Here is a 21,880-nt window from a genome sequence, read left to right on the forward strand (position 1 = left end):
CCGCAAGCCCTTAGGTTGTAAAGGGACCCCATCCCGTCAAGGTCAGCGGCGCCTCGCGGCTCCCAAAGTGCAACTTACACTGATCTGATTTCATTGCGGATCAGGCCGATCCCCGTGATTTCGGTTTCCATCACATCCCCCGGCTTCATGAATTCCGGCGGCTTTCGGGCAAATCCAACGCCCGGCGGTGTGCCGGTCGCGATGATGTCGCCCGCCTCCAGGGTGAGCCCAAGCGACAATTCCGCGATGATCCTTGGGACTTTAAAATACATTTGGCTGGTATTGGCGTCTTGCTTCACGACCCCATTCACCCGCGTCACGAGATGCAGATTGTTAAAATCGAGACTTCCTTTCGTGACGATCCAAGGTCCCATCGGGCCATGTCCATCAAGGCTCTTGCCTTTGAACCATTGGCCGCCGTGGCGTGTGTTCTGGACGTCGCGGGCCGTCGTGTCATTGATCACGCTAAAGCCAAAAACATGATCCAGCGCGTTCTCTTCGGGGATATTGCGACCGCGTTTGCCGATGATGACGGCGAGTTCTCCCTCCCAATCAATCATGGTCGAGACATTCGGGTCGAAAGGAATGGGGTCGTATGGTCCGTTGACGCAATGCGTTCCCTTGGTGAAGAAAACCGGGTGCTCGGGATATTTGACGTCCGTTTGGCGCGCGGCCTGTCCCTCGGCAAAATGCTCGAGGTAATTCCAGCCGACCGCATAGACATTACGCCGCGGGTTTGGAATGGGTGCGAGATGCCGGATTTCGCTCAGCTGGGGGCGATTGGCAGACGCGTTCCGCACGAGTTCTCGCACATCGGCCAGCCCTTTTTCCTCTGCGGCGACAAGCGAAATCATGTCGCCCGGGTCGAAGGAAACAGGCGATCCACGATGGGCAGCTTCCGCAGCGAGATCGATCAACGAACCATCCGGCAAAGCAACACCGATGCGCGGCGCAACTGTTCCCGTCAGCGCGAAGCTCATAAGGTGCAACCTATCATCGCCTTCGGCGACTTGTACGGTGTTGGCCGTCTGTGCCCTGGCACTCTCCGTATTGGCGAGGAGCGATGCCGAAGCCGCGCCTGCCAATGATATCATGAAACCGCGTCGCGATCGCTCCATGGCCTTGACCTCCCTGTGAAGATGATTGTCTCGCGAGGGATCACATTTTGCTGACGCCCACGCTCGTCACGACATTTGCATCAGTTCAGTTGACCGGCGCATAAACATGGATCGTTCCATCGCCACCGGCCGTCGCTCCCACGGGAACGAAGACGTGGCCGCTTGCCTCGCTTGAGGCGACAGAATGCGGAGTGCCACCGGCGATCGGAATCGTCTGCACCAATGTATTCTTGTCGGCGTCGATGACGCCCAACACAGGACCGCCAGGATTGCTGCGCGAAGCCGTATAATATTGATGGTTCTTCGCATTATAGTCCGCCATATCGGCGCCACCAATGCCTGCGACGACGGCAACGACCGCGCCGCTCTTGGCATTCATGATCGTGGTTGCCGCGGGCATGTCCTTGCCATTGGCATCGCAGCCAAGGACGAAGTTGCCTGACGGCCCGAACGCGAGACCCGCAGGATGACAGTTTTCAAGAGGAATGATTCTGATCAGCTTCGCTGCAACAGGATCGATGACGGCGATCCCGCCGTGTTTGGGATCCTTGCCGAGTTGCGGGATGGATTCGTAAAATAAGCCATCGTCGGGATTGTAGGCTGGCTGTTCGGCGCCATCGGTCGCGTCAGCGAATGTAATCTTGCCAAGAATTTTATGATCGGGCTGCGTGGAAATGAGCGTCACGAAGGGCGGGTCTTCCGCATTGTTGACGCCAATAAACACCTGATCCTTAGCATCATATGCCATTTCATCAAGCCGGGTCGTGCCGCCGGTGCTGATGGTCGCCGTGGTGGCCTGTGTCCCGATATCGATGATCTTAAGGGTGCTGTCACCATCGCCACCCCAGATTTCTTTGCCAACAATAACAACGCCGTTGGGACCAGACACGTCATTGTTGACTTTGCCGTTTTTCATAATGGTGCCGATGAACGCACCCGCGCGGCCCAGATATGTGTCGTTTTGTGCATCAAAAATATCGATCGCTTTGTTGCTGCGATCCGCCAAATAATAGCGTCCAGCCTCTTGATCGACAAAACTAATATCGAAATTGGCGAGAATCTCGCCGGGAATTTTGATCGAACCGATCTGTTTGAGATCCGCGCCTCCAGCCGCACTGGTCAAAGCAGCGGTCACAAGAAGCGCAACGCCTAAGCGTCCAAATTTCCTCATTTTCTCCTCCCCGATTGAGCGGCACAATTCGATCGTCGTTTAATTTTTACGAAGAAAGTCTCATGTGCTGGAAGCGTTTCAATCATCTGATCGTCAGATGCATTGAAATGAGCAGCGACTGTTCTTGGAGATTTTTTTCGGAATTGTGGGGAGTGTAGATTGCCGTCCCGAGCCTGCCAATCGTTAATTCCCCAAAGCATATATGCCGTTATAACATGACTCCGCCCCTATCAACGCGCGGGCGATCATCTGTATGGTGAGAAGGCTCAGGTCACGACCTGAATGACCGGGTGTCTCGAGGCGGCCCGAGGTCCACTTCGCCTCAAAATGCTCCACGTATGCGGTTAATCGCGCGGCATCCGGCATCGAGAAAATGTTGCCCAGACGGTCCGCATCGCAAGGATACGTCAAGGAGAGTCAGAGATGTTGCCCAAATTGCTCAAAGTGATCGGGGTTTTGGCTTTGCTCGGTGGTCAAGCTCACGCGGCCGACCTCGTCGTTCTCGCTGCCGCGGCCGTCAAGAAATCAGTCGAAAACGTGCCTGATCGCTTTCAAAAGATGACAGGCGATCACGTCACATTCGTCTTTGGAACGGCCGGTCAAATTCGCAAGAAGGCGATGGCGGATAATTCGTTCGCTATTGTCGTCCTGCCGCCCGCCCCACTCACCGAGCTCATCAAGGGCGGGCTTGTCGTCGATGGCTCGCGTCAAGACCTTGGCACGGTGCGCCTGGCGGCGGCGGTGCAAAGCGGGGCGACGCAGCCCGATCTGACCGACATGCAAACATTCAAGCAATCTTTACTGAATGCCCCTTCGATTGGCCTCGCCAATCCGGCAACCGGAGCGACCACAGGCACCTATTTGGCGGAATTGTTCAAGCGAATGGGAATTGCCGATCAACTTTCTTCCAAGATCAAACTGTATCCCGACGGTCTTGCCGCCATGCAGGGACTGGCGCGCGGCGAAGTTGCCTTGGGCCTCGGACAAAAAAGCGAAATCACCCCTGTCGCGGGCGTGGATCTGATTGGAGTTCTGCCGGACGCGGCGCAACTGCGGACGATCTATAGTGCCGGCCTCGGCAGCAACTCCGGCGACAGGCAGGCCGCTCAACGACTACTGACCTATCTGCGGAGTCCCGAAATGAAGGCGGCATTCGTGGCGAACGGATTTGAGGAAGAAACAAAGTAAGCGTGCCGAGCGCAAATCGCGGCTGGCCCGACCGGCTTTTGGCCGTGTTTAACCGAAATTTGCAGAAGCAATGCGCGTCCACCGACGGGAAAGGCGGCTAATAGAGACCGCCGGTTCCCGGGCCCACGGCCCGGTCCGCATCGGGCGTCGCGCCGCCAGCGCCGGCTGCAGCCGCCGATTCGCCGCCGAGCACTTCGCCATTGTCCGGATACTCGTCGTCCTTGAACGCTTCGATAATGCCGTTGCCGATCGGCATCAGGTGAATGCCACGGGGTACGCGAAATGGTACGTCCGGCTTGTCCTTTAGAGCCTGAGCCATGAAATCGCGGAAGATCGGCGCGGCATAGGTTGCGGCCTGGGCCGACCCGCCCATGGAGCGCGGCCGATCATAGCCAAGATAGAGACCGACGCAAAGATCGGTAGAAAAGCCGACGAACCACAAATCCTTCGCGTCGTTCGTCGTGCCGGTCTTGCCGGCGAGATGGCGGTGAAGCACGGAGATCGACACACCCGTGCCGCGTTGAATCACACCTTCAAGAATCGAGGTGATCTGATAGGCCGTGGCGGGATCGATCACCTGATCGGGCTTAACGACGAGGCGCGGTTCGGGCTGGTCATGCCAGGCATCGGCATCACAGCCTTTGCAGATCCGCTCGTCATGCCGGAAGATCGTCTTGCCGGTGCGGTCCTGGATACGGTCGATCAACGTCGCCTGAATCCGTTGGCCGCCGTTATCGAACATCGAGTATGCCGTCACCATGCGCATGACGGTGGTCTCGCCCGCGCCGAGCGACATGGACAGAACCGGCATCAGATCGTCATAGACGCCGAACCGTTTGGCATATTCCACGATGACCGGCATGCCGACCGCCTGCGCGAGGCGAACGGTCATCAGGTTCATCGAATGCTCAACACCCCAGCGCAGCGGATGCGAGCCGGCCGCCTCGCCTTCTTCGAAGTTTTTCGGGGTCCAGAGTTCGCCGTTGCCCTGGTCGATCGTGATCGGGCCGTTCTCGATCAGCGAGGTCGGATTGAACGGCGTGCCACTCGGCATCGTACCGTTGCCGTCAAGCGCCGCAGCATAAACGAAGGGTTTGAAGGACGAGCCCGGCTGGCGCAAGGCCTGAGTCGCGCGGTTGAATTCGGATTGGTCATAGGAGAAGCCGCCGACCATCGCCAGCACACGGCCCGTATGCGGATCCATGGCGACGATGGCGCCGGAAATCTCCGGCACCTGGCGCAACCGCCATTGGCCCGGCTTGCCGGGCAGCGCCTCGACATAGACCACGTCGCCCGGCCCCGCGAGCGTGCGGAATTTCTGATTGGTCCATTTGGCGCCATCCGGCGGCACGAGGCCGATCTCGCGCTCGGGGCCGACATCGCCCGATTTCTCGTATTTCGGCTGCATGCCGATACGCATCGCCTGATCGTTGCTCGAATCCAGCACGACCGCCAGACGCCAGCCGGGCACGTCGCCGAGCCCCGGCACCGCCGCCAGCGGCGGGCCCCAATCGTTGCCGATATCGATATGGGTCACCGGACCGCGCCAGCCATGCGCCTCGTCAAAGCGGATCAAACCGTCGACCAGAGATTTGCGGGCAAGCTGCTGCATCGCCGGATCAAGGGTCGTATGCACCGAAAGGCCACCCTCGTAGACTTTCTGTTCGCCATAACGCGCCAACAGCTCGCGGCGCACCTCTTCGGCGAAATAGCCGGCAACATAAGTATCCGGCGTCAGCACGCGCAATTTTACGTTGAGCGGCTCTCGCATCGCCTTGTCGCCGTCGGCGCGGCTGATGTAGCCGTTCTCGACCATGCGGTCGATAACGTAATTGCGGCGCTGGATCGCGGCGTCACGATTGCGGAACGGATTGTAATTATTCGGGCCTTTCGGCAGCGCGGCGAGATAGGCCGCCTCGGCGATCGTCAATTCGTTGACGGATTTGTCGAAATAATTCAGAGCGGCCGCGGCGACGCCGTAATTGCCGAGACCGAAGAAGATTTTGTTGAGATAAAGCTCGAGGATGTGGTCCTTGGAATAAGCATGTTCGATGCGCAGGGCCAGAATCGCTTCCTTGGCTTTACGCACGAAGGAGCGCTCATCGCCGACGAGGAAGTTCTTCGCCACCTGCTGGGTAATGGTCGAGGCACCCTGCATGTGATGGCCCCCGGCCACCAAGATCATCGCGGCGCGTAGGATGCCTTCGGGATCGACACCGTTATGCATGTAAAAATTCTTGTCCTCGGCGGAAATGAAGGCTTGCTTGACCAGCGGCGGAATATCGGCGCTCGGCAGATAGAGCCGGCGTTCGTGCGAATATTCTGCCAAGAGCGAACCGTCTGCCGCATGCACGCGGGTCAGAACCGGCGGCTCGTAACTTTGCAACTGGGTTGTATCGGGCAGATCCTGCTCAAAATAGAAATACAGGGCGATACCCACCGCTGCGCCGATCAGGAACAGAATGGCGAGCGTCGAGAACAGAAAACCCAGAAAACGGCCAATTATCCGCATGAAAACGTCAAGCCTTCACAAGTCAAACATCAAGGCCCCGCGTCGCGGGACGCAGGTTGCCTCGAACTATCTATCGGCGGCCTTTGTGTTCAATCTACGGCGCGAAGGCAAGGAATATTAACACTCGGTTAGGATCCAAGCCTATTGTGGTAGCTTGTGGCCAGGACGACACAGGCAGCAAAAAGCCTGGCACGCGCGGTCAGTCCCTCCCGACCCCGGCGGCGACGGCGTTGCGTTCAGGTTGCGCGGCAGCTTTCGGCGCAAAGAACGTGTCAATCGCCGCGGCTACCTTGTCAGTCGTCTTGTCGCGCCAGTCCGGTGAGGTCAGGCATTTGACGTCCCGGTCGTTGGAGAGATAGCCGAGTTCGAGCAGTACCGAAGGCACGTCCGGCGCCTTGAGGACGACGAAGCCCGCCGAGCGCTCGGGATTCTTGTTCATCCGCGCCGTCGCCTCCAGGTAATTCACCAAAGTGCGTGAAAAAACATGGCTGAAGGTGCGCGTCTCGCGGCGGGTCAGATCGAACAGAATATCATTGACGCCGACCTGATCCTCGGTGGTCTGCACGCCGGCCGCGGCGTCGGCCGCGTTTTCCTGCTCGGCCACCCGCTCCGCCTCGCGGTCGGAGGCTCGATCGGAGACCGTGTAGACGGTCGCGCCAGTCACGTTGCCGGCATCCGAGACCGTGTCGGCATGAATCGACACGAACAATTTCGCCCCGGAATCGCGGGCGATTTTGACCCGTTCGTTGAGCGGAACAAAGACATCGCGGTCGCGCGTCATGACGACCTTGTAACGCCCAGACGCTTCGAGCTTATGCTTCAGCATCTCGGCAAAATCGAAAACGATGGTCTTTTCGACCGCGCCGTCGACGCCATTGGCGCCTCCGTCAGGTCCGCCATGACCCGGGTCGAGCACGACGACGGGCTTTTCCGATTCGACGGGTTTGGGCGGCGCATTGGCTTCTGTCGGCGGCAGGCTGGCCTTGAGCGCGGCCGCGGCGGCCTGGCGGAACGAGGCCTTGTCGGTCGGCGCGAGATCGATGGCAAGACGCGGCGGCGCATCGCCGGCGCCCTCTTCAACCGCTGCTTTAAGAATCTTAGCTGGGCCGCCCAAATCTATGACAATACGAGACTTTCCAGGGGCGAACAGGCCGAAGCGGAAGGCATGGACAAGGGTGCCTTTGGGCAGCGCGGTGGCCTTGCCATTGGCGGGATCGGTCTGGAAATTGATTTCAGGAAGATCGACGATCACCCTGTCCGGATTGGCGAGCACGAAGGCCTGGACGTCCACTTTCTCCGACATGGCAAAGGTCAAATGGGTGGTATTGCCGATCGCGCTGACTTTGGCATCGGCAGCGACCGGCATCGACGGGACCGGCGCGGTGGATGCGGGGAGATTTTGCGCCAATTTGACGCGGCCGCTCGGCAAATTGCCAGCAAGCGCCGATCCGGCGGTTCCAAGAATCAGCAGAGCCGCAGCGAAATAAAGGTGCTTGGAACGGATAGAAGCCATTAATCTCATCCGAACTTTGCTCGCTGTTCGGCCAAACTCAAAGGATGTCTTAAGCCATAGGGCCGGAATGGTTAACGGCCGGTAAGCGCACCTGGCACAACATGTCGCGGATGTGGCCTCAAAGACACACCTTTAAAAACTTGCCAAAGAGTGTGCGATCATCTTATGAAGGAATTGTTTCGATCCGGTCTCCGGTCCTCGTTTGGGGATCATGCCGCTGACGCCTTGGCAAATACCCTTTTGGGTACGCCCATTGCCTCCCGCCTCGTCGGGGTTTGCAATGGCATAACAAGGCATTATCTAAGCCAGAGATCGGCACACGAAATAGAACTCGGCTTCCCTTCGGGAGGCTGACCAGACGAATAACAGGTGTTTTAGGCAATGGTGGGCCCGTTCGCGGCACATAATCAGACCAAACGGACGCTCACACTAGAGCTTGCCGGACACGCCTTGCACCCATTTTTTGTTTCGCATCGCACATCTCACCGGCGCTTGGCGCGTTTTGCCGAGCCCGATCCATCTTTCCCTTCAGACCCTGCATGGCCGGCCCGCCCGGCCGCCCGCCGCATTGACGCGCTGACGCGCGCGCTGCGGGCTCGGTGGCTCACGCGCCCCGCCATGCTCAAAAGAGACATCCATGGCCAACAAAATGCTCATCGACGCATCCCATCCGGAAGAAACCCGGGTGGTGGTGCTGCGTGGAAATCGCGTTGAAGAATTTGATTTCGAAGCCGCATCGCGCAAACAACTTCGTGGCAACATCTATCTCGCCAAGGTAACGCGCGTGGAGCCGTCGCTGCAGGCGGCGTTCGTGGAATATGGCGGCAATCGTCACGGCTTCCTCGCCTTCTCCGAAATTCATCCCGATTATTACCAGATCCCGACGGCCGACCGTCAGGCGCTGCTCGAAGAAGAAGCGCGCGCCCATGCGGAAGCCGAGGACGACGAGAATCGCGGCCAGCGTCGCAGCCGGCGTTTTCGCGACCGCAACGGCAATGCGCAGAAGCGCGCAGCAGAAGACGAGACGGTCTCCGAGGCCGCGCCGCAGACTGAAGAGCTGATCGCCGACGACGGCGACCTGCAGGACCTTGCCACGCTCAACGGGCCCGTCGCCGAAGATTTTGCATCTGAAGCGGATCCGGAAGCTCCGGCTCCCGTCCATGTGCCGCATGACGGATTGGAAAACATTCACGAGCGGACTGTCGAAACCCTGGCGGCCGATGAAGACGTGCCCCATGCAGTGGTCATTGAGGCTGTGGACGTGGCGGCCGCTCCCTTGCCCGTCGAGGCGGAAGCGCCGACGATGAACCCTCAGGCTGAAGCCGTGATGGCCGCTGAATCGGAGACCGCGGAAGAGGTCGAAGCCGAACGCGACGGCGACGAAGAGGACGAGGGCGACGACGAGGACGGCGAGGACGACGACGAGGAGGGCGAAGACGGTGACGCGGTCGAAGAGATCACGACGCTCGGCGGCGGATCCGAGACGGAAGAGACCGAACTTACGCCGCGCCGCGACCGCCGGCGGGGCCGCGGCCGCTACCGCAACCGTGATCGCGATCGCGACGAACGCCAGAAGACCGATGAAGACGGTGAGGAAGAGGCCCAGGTTGAACAGGTCGGCGGCGACGCCATCGACGAGACGCCGCATCGCGTGCCGCGCCTGCGCCGGCAGTACAAGATCCAGGAGGTCATCAAGCGGCGCCAGGTGCTGCTGATCCAAGTGGTCAAGGAAGAGCGCGGCAACAAGGGCGCCGCCCTCACCACTTATCTGTCGCTCGCCGGTCGCTATTCCGTGCTGATGCCGAACACCGCGCGTGGCGGCGGCATTTCGCGCAAGATTACCGACGGAAACGACCGCAAGCGCCTCAAGGAAATCGCCCGCGAACTGGAAGTGCCGGAAGGCATGGGCGTCATCCTGCGCACGGCGGGAGCCTCACGCTCCAAGCCGGAAGTGAAGCGCGATTTCGAATATTTGCTGCGCATGTGGGAGACGGTGCGGGAACTGACCCTGGAATCGACCGCCCCTGCCCTCGTCTATGAGGAAGGTTCGCTGATCAAGCGCGCCATCCGCGACCTGTACAATAAGGACATCGACGAGGTCATCGTCTCGGGCGATGATGGCTATCGCGAGGCCAAAGACTTCATGCGCATGCTCATGCCGAGCCATGCCAAGAATGTGAAGCCCTTCCGCGATCCGCAGCCGCTGTTCGCCAAATATGGCGCCGAAGCCCAGCTCGACGCGATGTTCTCGAATCAGGTGACGCTGAAGTCCGGCGGCTATCTCGTCATCAATCAGACCGAAGCGCTGGTGGCGATCGATGTGAACTCGGGCCGCTCGACGCGCGAGCACAATATCGAGGATACGGCACTGCGCACCAATCTGGAGGCCGCCGACGAAGTGGCGCGCCAGCTGCGCCTGCGTGACCTCGCCGGCCTTGTGGTGGTCGACTTCATCGACATGGAGGAAGGCCGCAACAATCGCTCTGTCGAGCGCCGCCTGAAGGATGCGCTCAAGAACGATCGCGCCCGCATTCAGGTGGGTCGCATTTCGCACTTCGGCCTTCTCGAAATGTCGCGCCAGCGTATCCGCACCGGTGTGATGGAAGGCTCGACGGTGGTGTGCCCACATTGCGTGGGCGTCGGCATGGTGCGCTCGACCTCGTCGATCGCTTTGCATGTCCTGCGCGTGCTGGAAGACGCGCTGATCCGCAATTCCGATTACGACCTGATCGTCCGGACCCGCACCACAGTCGCTCTCTACATTCTGAACCAGAAGCGCAGCCACTTGCGCGAGCTGGAGAAGCGGTTCGGCGTTGCAATCACGGTCGCGGCGGACGATACGCTGACCGGCACCGCCTATCATGCGCTGGAGCGCGGCGAGCTCGCCAATCCCGTGCCCGCGCCCGAACAGGCGCAGCGCGCGTCGCTCGTGCGGGTTGATTCCATTCCACCCGTCGACGAGGACGAGGCGGATGAGGGCGACGAGGACAATGACGTCGAGGCGCAGGACGAGTCCACCGAAGCGGGTGCGTCCGAACGGACCAATGGCGAAGACAGTGAGCGTCGCCGGCGCCGCCGGCGTCGTCGCCGCGGCCGTGGCAGCGAACGCGAAAGCTCCGGCATTCAGGCCAACGCCCCGCAGCCGACCGATGCCGGCCTAGCCGCGGTCGCGGAAATCGACGGCACGCTCGCGCCAGTGGCGGATGAAACGAGCACCGACGACGAGACCACCGACGCGCCGGAGACCGGTGACGGCGAAAACCGCTTCGACCGCCGGAATCGCCGGCGCGGACGCGGACGCCGCTTCCAAAACGAGGGCGACCGCGAGGAATCGGCGCAGGAGGCAGATTCCTCTGCGCAAGCCGCGGAAACCGTGCCGGCCTCCACGCCGATCCATCCGGTCGGTTTCGAATGGGACACGCCCGAACCGGTTGAGGCGCCGGCACAGCCCGCCGTCGCGAACGACGTTCCGGCCCCTGCCCCGCAACCGCCCGCAGCACCGGAAGTCGGAGAGCCGGCGCGCGAACCCGATCCGCCGCGCGCCTGGGAAACCATGTTGGAGGCGGAAGCCGAGGTCGATCCCAATCGTCCGAAGCGCTCCGGCTGGTGGGCGCGCGCCAAGCAGACCTTGGTGGGCAAATGAGATCAGGCGGCGGGAGAAATCCCGCCGCCTTCGTTTTGGCCGGCAATGGACGATACTCTGGGCGCGGGTTTCGCGTGAGATGCCGCGCCGGCTTGTGTCACCGCGCGTCGCGAGTGTTCTTCTGCACCGCAATGGCCGCAAACAGGCTCAGCACGAAGGACATCGCATAAAAGCCCTTTTCGCTGAGGGCGAGGGTTGCGTTGTAGAGGCCGACAGCCAGCAGCACCACGGCGATCGCCAGCGAGGCCAGGCTGAGCCCGTAATAGGCAGGCGTGACCGGAATGCCTTCGGCCTTATCACGCACCGTCTTTTGCACCGACACGGCGGCGAACAATCCGTACATCAGAACGGCGAAATAATAGCCCTTCTCGTTGAGCTGCATCTCCGCGTGCCACAAGCCGATCAGATAGGCGACAACGCCGACGGCCAGCGCAAGCCATGCAGCGGAAACGAAAGCGGTCGAAGGTTTTTGCGTAGCACTCGTCATCGTCAGTCTCCCCAGATGAACTATGTTAGTTATCATTAGCTAACTTCTTAAGCTCTGTCAAGTGTAGTGACGCATATGTTGCGAAAATTGTCGATGAAACTGTATCTGGGAAGGGCTCGGTGTTGGGCGGGACCTCCTGCCGGCGGCGAGCAATGCGGCTGCCGCGCCTAGGCTCCGCCCGGAAGCGCGCGCCAGCCCTTGAGCCGCCGCACCGCCTCGAGCACATCCGCCTCGCTGCCGGCAAAAGACATACGTAGGGTGCGGTTACCGTGCGAGCGGTCGAAGTCGAGGCCTGGAGTTGCGGCAACACCAGCTTCTTTGAGCATCTTCGCGCAGAAGGCGGTGGAATCGTTGGTGAGGTGGCCGATGTCGGCGTAGATGTAGAACGCGCCGTCGACTGGGTGCATGTGGCCAAGACCTAAGCCCGGCAATTCGTTCAGCAGGATCTCGCGGTTTCGGGCATAGCCCGCCTTGATCGCCTCCAATTCGTCGCGCGCGTCGAAGGCCGCTTCCGCCGCGACCTGGCTCAAATAAGGCACGGAGATCGAAAGGTTTTGCTGCAGCCGCTCGATCGGCCGCACGAGATTGTCCGGCACGATCAGCCAGCCGACGCGCCAGCCGGTCATGCAGAAATATTTGGAAAAGGAATTGACGACGAGCGCCTGGTCCGAAAATTCGAGCGCTGTATGGGCTGGCCTGCCATAGGTTAGGCCGTGATAGATCTCGTCCGAAATGAAGCGGATGCGCAGGCTTTCGCAGGTCTGCGCCACATCGCGTAAGGTCGTCGCGTCCATCATCGTGCCGCTCGGATTGGCCGGACTCATCAGGAGCGCCCCGTCGAGTTTTTGCGCCGCATCGGCCGCGGCGATCATATCGGCGGTCACGACGTAATGGCTTGCCGCGGTCAATGTCAGCGGCACGGGCACGAGGCCGAGCGCTTCGAGAATATTGCGATAGGCCGGATATCCAGGTTCCGAAATCGCAATGCGCGCGCCGGGATCGAAGCAGGCGAGAAACGCCAGGATGAAGCCCGCCGACGAACCCGTCGTCACCACGACCCGCTCCGCCGACACATCGACGCCATAGGCGTCACGGCAATGGGCGGCGATGCGGGCGCGCAAGGTTGGGCGCCCGAGCGCCTCGGTATAGCTGACGCGCCCGGCTTCCAGCGCCCGAATCGCTGCCTCGCGCACCACCCGCGGCGCCGGCGCGCCGGGCTCGCCGACTTCCATGTGGATGACCGTTCCGCCTGCCCGCTCCTGCGCCGCCGCGGCGCTCATCACGTCCATGGCGACGAAGGCGGAAACGGCGCTGCGCAGCGAGGCGGGCAGATCGGTCTGAGTTGATTTCTTCTCGTTCATTTCCATCTACCCTATCGACGCCATATTAAGGCCTGTACATCCGAAAATCGCCGGAACGGCAAGAGGCGGATATCGCCCGCCTCGCAGAAATGTGACCGGCCCTTCCTCTTGCCCGTTCGACCCGTTAACAAGTTTCGGGTACAAGATGCAGCATGATTTGGCGGTCAAAGCCGCGAGCCGAAGGATGAAAGATGTCGATGCAGTCCCGTCCCTGGAAAGTTCTTATGAGCGTTGCGGCCCTGAGCGCCGGCATTGCCTTCGCTCCGCTCACCGCCAAGGCGCAGTCTTTCACCGACGCGCAGAAGGATGAAATCGGCAAGGTGGTGCACGATTATCTCATCGCCCATCCGGAAGTGCTGCGCGACGCGATGATCGAATTGGATAAGCGGCAGAAGGCCGATGAAGCGGCCAACCAGCAGAAGGTGATTTCCAACAGCGCCGCGACGCTGTTCAACTCGCCCAACCAGGCGGTGCTCGGCAATCCCAACGGCAAGGTCACGCTGGTCGAGTTCTTCGATTACAATTGCGGCTATTGCAAACATGCGCTCGCCGACCTCGCACAAGTGATGAAGCAGGACCCCGACGTGCGCGTGGTTCTGAAAGACTTCCCCGTGCTCGGCCCGGGCTCGGTCGAAGCGGCGCGCGTCGCCTATGCGGTGCGCAACCAGTTCACCGGCGAGAAATTCTGGGAATTCCACCAAAAGCTGTTGGGCTCGCGCGGCCCGGTCGGCAAGGCGCAGGCGATGGCCGTCGCCAAGGACATGGGCGCCGACATGGATCGGATCGAAAAGGATTCGCAGGCGCCGAGCGTCAATGCCGGCCTCAACGAAACGCTGCAATTGGGCGACGCGCTGAGCCTGACCGGCACGCCGTCCTACGTCGTCGGCCACAGCGTGATCGTCGGGGCAGTTGGCTACGACGCCCTGCAGCAGAAGATCAAGGACGCGCAGAATTGATGCGAGCGGTCTAGCCGCAACCCATATGAAGGCCGCAATGTCATCCCAGGCTTGCCCCAGGATGACATTGCGGCATCATCATATGCGGCCGACTACCTCACCCCGCCGCGCAGATCCGCAAGTTGTAACTCCAGTGCAGCGATTTTCGCATCCTTCTCGGTGAGCACGCGCGCAACATCTTCGGCATCGAATTTCTGCGGAATGTGCTGCGGGCAATTGGCATCCCAGGCTTCGATGGCAAACACGATGACACGCTCTGGCAAGGCCTTGTACCCCTCCGGCCGCACGCGTTCGAGCAAGGCCGGATCGTCCTCGATCACGCGGGCACGGCCCCAGATCTTGATGCGCTGGCGCAGCATCCAATCCATCAGGAACATATAGGCCTTCGGATTCTCGCTTAAGTTGCCGAGCGTGATGTATTGCCGGTTGCCACGATAATCGGCAAAGGCGAGCGTCTTCGCGTCGAGCACGTGCAGAAAGCCTTTCGGCCCGCCGCGATGCTGGATATAGGGCTGGTTATCCGCGCTTGCCGTCGCGAAAAAGAAGCTGTTTTGTGCGGCGATGAAAGCAGCGAAATCGGGTGTGACCTCGCGCCGCCAACCGCCGCCCTGCTCCATCTGGGCGTAAGCGGCGCGCGATCCTTTCGTGCTCTGAATCGCTTTCACCGCCGGGGTGAAAGCGATATCGCTGGCAATCGCATGGGACATGGGTCCTCACAATCCGTGTTCGCTCAGGCCGGGATCGTCATCGGGCCGCCGGCCGAGCGGCCAATGGAATTTGCGGTCCACCTCGGCGATGAGCACGTCGTTGATGCTGGCCTCCCGGCGGCGCATCAGCCCCGCCGCATCGAATTCCCATTGCTCGTTGCCATGGGAGCGAAACCAATGGCCGCTGTCGTCATGCCACTCGTAGGCAAAGCGCACGGCGATGCGGTTGTCGGTATAGGCCCAGACCTCCTTGATCAGCCGATAATCGAACTCGCGCTGCCATTTGCGGGTCAGAAAGGCGACGATGGCCGCGCGGCCGGAGAAGAACTCGGCGCGATTGCGCCATTGGCTGTCTTCGGTATAGGCCAGGGCGACACGCGCCGGATCGCGGCTGTTCCAGGCATCCTCGGCGAGGCGCGCCTTCTGGGCGGCGGTCTCGGCATCGAAGGGTGGCAAGGGCGGGCGGGACATGAGCGGCACTCCACGGTCTGATCACCGCCTCAATCTAGTCCTGGCCCCGCGCCGCGATAATCGTTGAAGAGCGCATTTTATTATTCTATTTTTAGCAACAATATGGACCGTTTCGACGCGATATCGGCCTTTGTCGCCGTCGCCGATTGCAAGGGTTTTGCCGCGGCGGCGCGCAAGCTCAAGCTCGCCCCTTCTGCCGTGACCCGCCTTATCGTGGCACTCGAAGATCATCTCGGCCTGCGCCTTTTCCAGCGCACCACGCGCTCGGTGACGCTGACCGATGCGGGCCTACGCTATCTCGAGCTCGGCCGCCGGATTCTGGCCGATCTGGCGGAGGCCGATGCGCTGGTGCAATCGGAGCGCGTCCATCCCAGCGGCAGATTCACCGTCTCGGCGCCGTTGACCTTCGGACGCCTGCATGTCGGCCCGCTGATGAGCGCCTATCTCGCCGCCTTTCCCGACGTGATCGGCGAATTGTCCCTCTCCGACCGGATCGTCAACTTGATCGATGAAGGCATCGACCTTGCCGTGCGTATCGGCCATCTCGCCGATTCTACGCTGACGGTGCGGAAGGTCGGCGAGACGCGGCCGATCGTCGTCGCCTCTCCCGCCTATCTCGCCCGCGCCGGCGAGCCGCAAACTCCGGACGAGATCGCCGCGCATCAGACGATTCAATTCGTCGGCTTCGGCGGCTCCGCCGACTGGCGCTTTCGCGACAAAAGGATTGCGGTCGAGCCGCGCTACGTCACCAATAGTGCGGACACCGCGCTTTGGCACGCGGCCCAGGACGGCGGTCTCGCGCGGGTCTTTTCGTATCAGGCTGCGGAGCTGTTGCGCGCCGGACGGCTGAAGGTCGTCCTGCGCACCTTCGAGCTGCCGCCTGTCCCCATCCAGCTCGTCACGCCGACGAGCCGTCTCGTCTCACCAAAAGTCCGCGCCTTCATCGATCTCGTGATCGAAACGACCGACTGGCACTTCGCGGATATTTAGGTGAGAGCGGTCAGCACCCCGCGCACTTCGGCGGTAAACGCCGAGAGACATGCCCATCACGCGACGAAAGCGCCGAACAAAGGCGGACGGGAGCAATTCAGCGCATCGCTCGCGCTTAGTTTTGAGTCATACACTCGAAATTGTACAGCGCGCCAAGAAACAGAACGGCGAGCTAACGACTGCAAGCGCTGAATCCTTTTATAGCGCGCAGGATGTTTGGGCGGCTCTAAATGCGTGCTGAGGAAATTAGCGCTCTTTGAACGAGATCATTTGTCCAAAACAACAAAAAGCAACTCGAATTCTTACGAATTTATTGTAGATAAAGGATACTGCTATGCGCTGGAAAACATTTTTCTTTACGTCGGTCTCTTTAGTATTTGTATACACGGTCGGAACAACAGCCTCCTCGGCGACGACTTCAAAGCTTAAGCAGGTTCCTAATCCCGTGATGAAGTGCGGATGGCTGCCAAGCATCGGTCACGGGCAACTGGCGAAACTGCATGAATGCGATGGCAGATTCATCGATTACGAAGACAGCTTCGATGCCCCCCAGACGAATGGGGGCGGCAGTTCTCGCGATGCAAGAGTGGGCAACAACGGCTCAGGTACGGGCAGCACATCCGGCAGCGGCAGCAAGTCCGGTGGCTCCACGGTTGGCGGTACCAGCCCCAAGACCGGCAGCACCGGTTCCACCACTGGCAGCACCGGTTCCACGACCGGTAGCACTGGTTCCACCACCGGCAGCACCGGCTCCAAGACTGGCAATACCGGCTCCACCAATGGCAGCACCGGTTCCACGACCGGTAGCACTGGTTCCACCACCGGCAGCACCGGCTCCAAGACTGGCAGCACCGGTTCCACCACCGGCAGCACTGGTTCCACCACCGGCAGCACCGGCTCCAAGACTGGCAATACCGGCTCCACCACCGGCAGCACTGGTTCCACCACGGGCAGCACCGGTTCCACGACCGGGAGCACTGGTTCCACCACCGGCAGCACTGGTTCCACCACCGGCAGCACCGGCTCCACCATTGGCAGCACCGGCTCCACCATTGGCAGCACTGGTTCCACCACGGGCAGCACCGGTTCCACGACCGGTAGCACCGGTTCCACCACCGGCAAGACCGGTTCCACGACCGGCAGCACTGATTCCACCACCGGCAGCACCGGCTCCAAAACTGGCAATACCGGCTGCACCGGTTCCACCACGGGCAATAACAGTGGCCATAAGACGGGCGGGCCGGGCAACGGAAATGGCAACCAGCCAAATTCCGGCAATGGCGGCGGCAATCTCAATGGCTCGGGAACCGGCACCGGCAACAATGGCAAAAATAATGGCCATAACAAATGATGCTGAGACGAGCTTGATCAAAGGTCCAAGCATTCGAGCGACACACCCGAATTATGTGCTTGAGTGCCGAAAGGTGCTTGAAGATGAAGTGGGCGGCATATTTACCGATGCCGAGCGAGTGGGGTGGGATCGGAGCGCTATTGGTCTAGCTATTTCGGCCTTGGCCGGAGAGTATATGACGGCCCGGGCCTGCACTTTTGCTCCGCGGCACCAATCCGAGCCGGAATGAACACGGCGCTCTCGCCGATGCAGCAGCCGCTGTCATCGGCCCTCGAACGGAAGCTTGGCGCCAAGGCAATGAAGATCGCGCTGGACCGGCTCAGCGAGAAAGGATGAGCAATGCGGGGCCGGCGGCAATGATCCTGTGAGTATTGCCGCCGCCAGGCCTTAGCCCTTCTTCTTGTAATAGACGTCGAGGCACACGGCGAAGAGGAGCACGATGCCCTTGATCATTTTCTGATCGTCGATGCCAAGGCCAAGGATCGACATGCCGATGTTCATGACGCCCATCAGCAACGCGCCGATCACCGCGCCCGTCACTTTGCCGACGCCGCCGGAGGCCGAGGCACCCCCGATGAAGCAGGCGGCGATCACGTCGAGTTCATAGCCGTCGCCAGCCTTCGGCGTCGCATAGCCGAAACGGGCCGTCACGATGAGGCCGGCCAGCGCCGCCAGAACGCCCATGTTGACAAAGGTAAAAAAGGCTAAGCGCTCGGTTTTGACGCCCGACAATTTCGCTGCCTTTTCGTTGCCACCAAGGGCGTAGATCCGGCGCCCGACCACAGTCCGCGTCGTGACGAAACTGTAGACAAGAATGAGAATCGCCATGATGACGAGCATGTTTGGAATGCCGCGCCAATGGGCCAGCAGATAGCTGACATAGGACGCCGCAGCGAACATCAGCACCAAGCGGCCGAGGAAAACCACTGCCGGCTCTTCCTCCACCCCGTGCTTTTGCCGCTCCATTCTGCCCTTGATCTGCAGCACCACGCCGATGGCCGCGAGCCCGAGGCCGATCGCCAGCGTCAACGGCCAAAAGTTTGCACCGCCCCATGGGTCAGGAATCCACCCCGAGCTGATCTTGTCGAAAGCGTCTGCAAACGGCCCTGCATTGGTGCTACCCAGAACCTTCCAGGTCAGGCCGCGGAAGATGAGCATGCCGCCGAGCGTCACGATGAAGCTCGGGATGCGCAGATAAGCGATGAAGTAGCCTTGCGAACCGCCGATGATCGCGCCGAGCGCCAGAGTGACGAGCGACGCGCTGACCCAATCCCACTGCCAGCGCTGCATCAGGACGCCGGCGATCGCGCCCGCCAAGGCGCAGACCGAACCGACCGACAAATCGATGTAGCCGGCGACGATCACGAGCAGCATGCCGAGCGCCATGACGATGACGTAGCCGTTCTGCATCACGATGTTGTTGACGTTCTGCGGCGCCAGCATGATGCCGCCGGTCATGTATTGGAAGAACACAATGATGACCAGCAACGAGAGCAGCATGCCGTAGTCGCGGATGTTGCCCATGATGTAGTCTTTGATCGACTTGGTGTCGGCGGCGACCATAGCGCCCGCGGTTTTGTCGGTCATTGCTGCAATTCCTCCGCTCGCATGATGGCGCGCATGATCTTTTCCTGGGTTGCGTCCTTGCCGCCGAATTCGCCGACAAACTTGCCTTCGTTCATCACATAGATCCTGTCGCACATGCCCAAGAGCTCGGGCATTTCCGACGAGATCATGAGAACCGCCTTGCCGTCCGCCACCATCTGATTGATGATCGTATAGATTTCATATTTCGCGCCGACATCGATGCCGCGGCTCGGCTCGTCGAGCATCAGCACGTCGGGATTCGAGAACAGCCACTTGCTGATGACCACTTTCTGCTGATTGCCGCCGGACAGATTGACCGTCTTTTGCAGCACGTTCGGCGAGCGGATGTTCAGCTTGCGGCGGTATTCGTTGGCGACGCGCAATTCCTCGATGTCGTTGATGACGAAATTGCGCGAGATGCCGTCGAGATTGGCGAGCGTGACATTCTTCTTGATGTCTTCCTCAAGGATGAGGCCGAGCTGCTTGCGGTCTTCCGTCACATAGGCGAGGCCGTTGTCGAGCGCCTTCTGAATGGTCGAGAGATCGACCTCTTTGCCGTGCATGTAGGCCTTGCCGCTGATGCGCTGACCGTAGGAGCGGCCAAAAATGCTCATCGCGAGTTCGGTGCGCCCGGCCCCCATCAGCCCGGAAATGCCGACGACCTCGCCGCGCCGCACGGTCAGGTTGACGCCCTTTACCACCTGGCGGTCGCCGTGTTCCGGATGATGCACCACCCAGTCGCGGATTTCGAGGATCGGTTCACCGACTTTCGGCACGCGCTTAGGATAGCGGTCGGCCATTTCACGCCCGACCATGCCCTTGATGATCCGGTCCTCGGAAATGGCTTCGCGCTTGCAATCCAAGGTCTCGACCGAGGTCCCGTCGCGAATGACGGTGATTGAATCGCAGACCTTGGAAATCTCGTTCAGCTTGTGCGAGATCAGGATCGCGGAAATGCCGTGCGCCTTGAACTCGAGCAGAAGGTCGAGCAGCGCGTCGCTGTCGCTCTCGTTCAAGCTGGCGGTCGGCTCGTCCAGGATCAAAAGCTTCACATTCTTCGACAGCGCCTTGGCGATTTCCACCAGTTGCTGCTTGCCGACGCCAATATTGGTAATCAGCGTGTCGGGCGATTCTTTGAGGCCGACTTTGCGCAGCAATTCGCGCGTGCGCACGAACGTCGCCGGCCAATCGATCACGCCGGTCTTGGCGTTCTCATTCCCGAGGAACATGTTCTCGGCGATCGAGAGCAGCGGCACCAGCGCCAGTTCCTGGTGAATGATGATGATGCCGCGCTCCTCGCTTTCGCGAATGTCGCGGAACTGGCACTCCTGACCCTGGAAGCGGATCGTGCCTTCATAGGAGCCGTGGGCGATCACGCCGCTCAGCACTTTCATGAGTGTCGATTTGCCGGCGCCGTTCTCGCCGACAACGCCGTGAATTTCGCCTTCGTTGACTGTCAGATTGACATTGTCGAGCGCCTTGACGCCCGGAAAGCTTTTCGAGATCCCCTGCATCTCAAGGATAGCAGCCATCTTAAGCCCCGCCGTTTCCCTCATCCAAGAAAACAAAAGGGCACCGCCTTGTAAAGCGGCACCCTCTCGTCTATTCGCCTGCGCGCTGCGCGCTTATTTCAACTGGTCGAGCTTGTAGTAGCCGCCGTCGACCAGAATCTTCTGCCAATTGTCAGCAGATACGAGCACCGGGGTCAACAGATAAGAGGGCACAACCTTCTTGCCGTTGTCATAGGTCTTGGTGTCGTTGATTTCTGGCTTCGAGCCCGAGAGCACCGCGTCGACCATGCCGACCGTGACCTTGGCGAGGTCGCGCGTGTCCTTATAGATCGACGAATATTGCTCGCTGGCGATGATCGACTTCACCGACGCCACTTCGCAATCCTGGCCGGTGACGATCGGCAGCTTGACGCCGCCCGAACCATAGCCCGCGCTCTTGAGCGACGACAGGATGCCGCGCGAGAGGCCGTCATATGGCGAGAGCACCGCATCGACATGCTTGCCGGTGTAGAAGGCACTCAGGAGGTTGTCCATGCGGGACTGGGCGACCGAGCCGTCCCAACGCAGGGTGCCGACCTTGTCCATGCCCATCTGCTTCGACTGCACGACCAATTTGCCGCTGTCGATATAGGGCTGCAGCTCCGACATCGCGCCGTTGTAGAAGAAGAAGGCGTTGTTGTCGTCCGGCGAACCGCCGAAGAGTTCGATATTGAACGGACCCTTGCCGTCCTTGAGGCCCAAAGCCGATTCGATCGACTGCGCCTGCAGAACACCGACCTTGAAATTGTCGAAGGTCGCATAATAGTCGACGTCCGGCGAATTGCGGATCAGGCGGTCGTACGAGATGATCTTGACGCCCTTCGCAGCCGCTTCGTGCAGCGCTTCGGTCAGGGTCGTGCCGTCGATGGCGGCAATGACCAGGACCTTGTCGCCCTTGGTGACCATGTTTTCGACCTGGGCGCGCTGGGTCGGGATATCGTCGTCAGCATATTGCAGGTCGGTCTGATAGCCCTTGGCCTGGAGCTGCTTGACGATGTTGTTGCCGTCGTCGATCCAACGTTCGGACGTCTTCGTCGGCATGGCAATGCCGACCGTCGGCTTGCCGTCAGCCCAAGCGGCAGACCCAAAAGTCAAAGCGCCGACAGCGACGGCGGCCAAAAGCGTTGAGGTGAAAAGTTTCACGTTTCTCTCCCGGTTTGACGTCTTGATGCGCCTCGCTGGCCTGGGCATTAGACCCCCTCGCAGGTAGCCGCGCAATCAAGCTAGGCAGCGAATAAAAATAGGTTTCGAAGTCTTGTCAATCGTCAAACAGCC

At 60.5% G+C, this 21,880-nt stretch carries 16 protein-coding genes; 5 read left to right on the plus strand and 11 right to left on the minus strand.

All coding sequences use genetic code 11. From position 1 onward, the window contains the following. Positions 1 to 74: 74 nt before the first annotated feature. Together V9T28_RS11390 and V9T28_RS11395 are read right to left on the minus strand one after the other, a co-directional pair. Positions 75 to 1,094, minus strand: a complete 1,020-nt coding sequence (locus V9T28_RS11390; protein WP_245423878.1) for a fumarylacetoacetate hydrolase family protein — start codon at positions 1,092 to 1,094, stop codon at positions 75 to 77. Between the two features lie 109 nt (positions 1,095 to 1,203). Next, positions 1,204 to 2,316: a YncE family protein gene (locus V9T28_RS11395; RefSeq protein WP_147306381.1), complete on the minus strand. Its 1,113-nt coding sequence runs from the start codon at positions 2,314 to 2,316 to the stop codon at positions 1,204 to 1,206. Positions 2,317 to 2,712: 396 nt separating this feature from the next. Between V9T28_RS11395 and V9T28_RS11400 the strand changes: the two genes are divergently transcribed. Beyond that, a complete protein-coding gene (locus V9T28_RS11400) occupies positions 2,713 to 3,477 on the plus strand; it encodes a substrate-binding domain-containing protein (protein WP_116399071.1) in 765 nt (254 codons plus the stop codon). Positions 3,478 to 3,574: 97 nt separating this feature from the next. Here V9T28_RS11400 and V9T28_RS11405 read toward each other — a convergent pair whose 3' ends face one another. Further along, a complete protein-coding gene (locus V9T28_RS11405; protein ID WP_116399072.1) occupies positions 3,575 to 5,989 on the minus strand; it encodes a penicillin-binding protein 1A in 2,415 nt (804 codons plus the stop codon). Between the two features lie 199 nt (positions 5,990 to 6,188). Beyond that, positions 6,189 to 7,502, minus strand: a complete 1,314-nt coding sequence (locus V9T28_RS11410; RefSeq protein WP_158554699.1) for an N-acetylmuramoyl-L-alanine amidase — start codon at positions 7,500 to 7,502, stop codon at positions 6,189 to 6,191. 637 nt (positions 7,503 to 8,139) lie between these two features. Between V9T28_RS11410 and V9T28_RS11415 the strand changes: the two genes are divergently transcribed. Continuing rightward, positions 8,140 to 11,145 (plus strand): Rne/Rng family ribonuclease, encoded by a 3,006-nt coding sequence (locus V9T28_RS11415; RefSeq protein WP_116399074.1) that lies wholly within the window; start codon positions 8,140 to 8,142, stop codon positions 11,143 to 11,145. A gap of 97 nt (positions 11,146 to 11,242) precedes the next feature. Here the strand turns inward: V9T28_RS11415 and yiaA are convergent, their stop codons facing one another. Together yiaA and V9T28_RS11425 are read right to left on the minus strand one after the other, a co-directional pair. Further along, a complete protein-coding gene (gene yiaA, locus V9T28_RS11420; RefSeq protein ID WP_116399075.1) occupies positions 11,243 to 11,632 on the minus strand; it encodes an inner membrane protein YiaA in 390 nt (129 codons plus the stop codon). 167 nt (positions 11,633 to 11,799) lie between these two features. Next, positions 11,800 to 12,993 carry a pyridoxal phosphate-dependent aminotransferase gene (locus V9T28_RS11425; protein WP_116399824.1) on the minus strand — a complete coding sequence of 398 codons (1,194 nt, stop codon included), beginning with the start codon at positions 12,991 to 12,993 and terminating at the stop codon, positions 11,800 to 11,802. Positions 12,994 to 13,217: 224 nt separating this feature from the next. Between V9T28_RS11425 and V9T28_RS11430 the strand changes: the two genes are divergently transcribed. Then, a complete protein-coding gene (locus V9T28_RS11430; protein ID WP_245423879.1) occupies positions 13,218 to 13,949 on the plus strand; it encodes a DsbA family protein in 732 nt (243 codons plus the stop codon). Between the two features lie 92 nt (positions 13,950 to 14,041). Here V9T28_RS11430 and V9T28_RS11435 read toward each other — a convergent pair whose 3' ends face one another. Further along, positions 14,042 to 14,656, minus strand: a complete 615-nt coding sequence (locus V9T28_RS11435; protein ID WP_116399077.1) for a pyridoxamine 5'-phosphate oxidase family protein — start codon at positions 14,654 to 14,656, stop codon at positions 14,042 to 14,044. Between the two features lie 6 nt (positions 14,657 to 14,662). Beyond that, a complete protein-coding gene (locus V9T28_RS11440) occupies positions 14,663 to 15,127 on the minus strand; it encodes a nuclear transport factor 2 family protein (protein ID WP_116399078.1) in 465 nt (154 codons plus the stop codon). Positions 15,128 to 15,229: 102 nt separating this feature from the next. Between V9T28_RS11440 and V9T28_RS11445 the strand changes: the two genes are divergently transcribed. Together V9T28_RS11445 and V9T28_RS11450 are read left to right on the plus strand one after the other, a co-directional pair. Then, the gene (locus V9T28_RS11445) at positions 15,230 to 16,117 is read left to right on the plus strand and encodes a LysR family transcriptional regulator (RefSeq protein ID WP_116399079.1); all 888 of its coding nucleotides are present in this window, start codon (positions 15,230 to 15,232) and stop codon (positions 16,115 to 16,117) included. Positions 16,118 to 16,451: 334 nt separating this feature from the next. Beyond that, a complete protein-coding gene (locus V9T28_RS11450; protein WP_199499959.1) occupies positions 16,452 to 17,468 on the plus strand; it encodes a hypothetical protein in 1,017 nt (338 codons plus the stop codon). A 387-nt stretch (positions 17,469 to 17,855) separates the two neighbouring features. Here V9T28_RS11450 and mmsB read toward each other — a convergent pair whose 3' ends face one another. The 3 genes from mmsB to chvE all read right to left on the minus strand — a co-directional run bounded on the left by mmsB (position 17,856) and on the right by chvE (position 21,748). Next, positions 17,856 to 19,055 carry a multiple monosaccharide ABC transporter permease gene (gene mmsB / locus V9T28_RS11455; protein WP_116399080.1) on the minus strand — a complete coding sequence of 400 codons (1,200 nt, stop codon included), beginning with the start codon at positions 19,053 to 19,055 and terminating at the stop codon, positions 17,856 to 17,858. Continuing rightward, positions 19,052 to 20,587, minus strand: a complete 1,536-nt coding sequence (gene mmsA, locus V9T28_RS11460; RefSeq protein WP_116399081.1) for a multiple monosaccharide ABC transporter ATP-binding protein — start codon at positions 20,585 to 20,587, stop codon at positions 19,052 to 19,054. Before mmsA ends, mmsB begins: the two co-directional genes overlap by 4 nt. Positions 20,588 to 20,680: 93 nt before the next feature. Next, complete coding sequence (gene chvE / locus V9T28_RS11465; RefSeq protein ID WP_339071750.1) at positions 20,681 to 21,748, minus strand: multiple monosaccharide ABC transporter substrate-binding protein; 1,068 nt, start codon at positions 21,746 to 21,748, stop codon at positions 20,681 to 20,683. Between the last annotated feature and the right edge of the window lie 132 nt (positions 21,749 to 21,880).

The organism is Methylovirgula sp. 4M-Z18 (assembly GCF_037890675.1).
In the GTDB taxonomy this organism is placed as follows: domain Bacteria; phylum Pseudomonadota; class Alphaproteobacteria; order Rhizobiales; family Beijerinckiaceae; genus 4M-Z18.

Coding starts and splice junctions, on each gene's coding strand:
- V9T28_RS11390 (WP_245423878.1), bottom strand. CDS start 1,094: ATGATATCATTGGCAGGCGCGGCTTCGGCATCGCTCCTCGCCAATACG.
- V9T28_RS11400 (WP_116399071.1), top strand. CDS start 2,713: ATGTTGCCCAAATTGCTCAAAGTGATCGGGGTTTTGGCTTTGCTCGGT.
- V9T28_RS11405 (WP_116399072.1), bottom strand. CDS start 5,989: ATGCGGATAATTGGCCGTTTTCTGGGTTTTCTGTTCTCGACGCTCGCC.
- V9T28_RS11410 (WP_158554699.1), bottom strand. CDS start 7,502: ATGGCTTCTATCCGTTCCAAGCACCTTTATTTCGCTGCGGCTCTGCTG.
- V9T28_RS11415 (WP_116399074.1), top strand. CDS start 8,140: ATGGCCAACAAAATGCTCATCGACGCATCCCATCCGGAAGAAACCCGG.
- yiaA (WP_116399075.1), bottom strand. CDS start 11,632: ATGACGAGTGCTACGCAAAAACCTTCGACCGCTTTCGTTTCCGCTGCA.
- V9T28_RS11425 (WP_116399824.1), bottom strand. CDS start 12,993: ATGAACGAGAAGAAATCAACTCAGACCGATCTGCCCGCCTCGCTGCGC.
- V9T28_RS11430 (WP_245423879.1), top strand. CDS start 13,218: ATGAGCGTTGCGGCCCTGAGCGCCGGCATTGCCTTCGCTCCGCTCACC.
- V9T28_RS11435 (WP_116399077.1), bottom strand. CDS start 14,656: ATGTCCCATGCGATTGCCAGCGATATCGCTTTCACCCCGGCGGTGAAA.
- V9T28_RS11440 (WP_116399078.1), bottom strand. CDS start 15,127: ATGTCCCGCCCGCCCTTGCCACCCTTCGATGCCGAGACCGCCGCCCAG.
- V9T28_RS11445 (WP_116399079.1), top strand. CDS start 15,230: ATGGACCGTTTCGACGCGATATCGGCCTTTGTCGCCGTCGCCGATTGC.
- V9T28_RS11450 (WP_199499959.1), top strand. CDS start 16,452: ATGCGCTGGAAAACATTTTTCTTTACGTCGGTCTCTTTAGTATTTGTA.
- mmsB (WP_116399080.1), bottom strand. CDS start 19,055: ATGACCGACAAAACCGCGGGCGCTATGGTCGCCGCCGACACCAAGTCG.
- mmsA (WP_116399081.1), bottom strand. CDS start 20,587: ATGGCTGCTATCCTTGAGATGCAGGGGATCTCGAAAAGCTTTCCGGGC.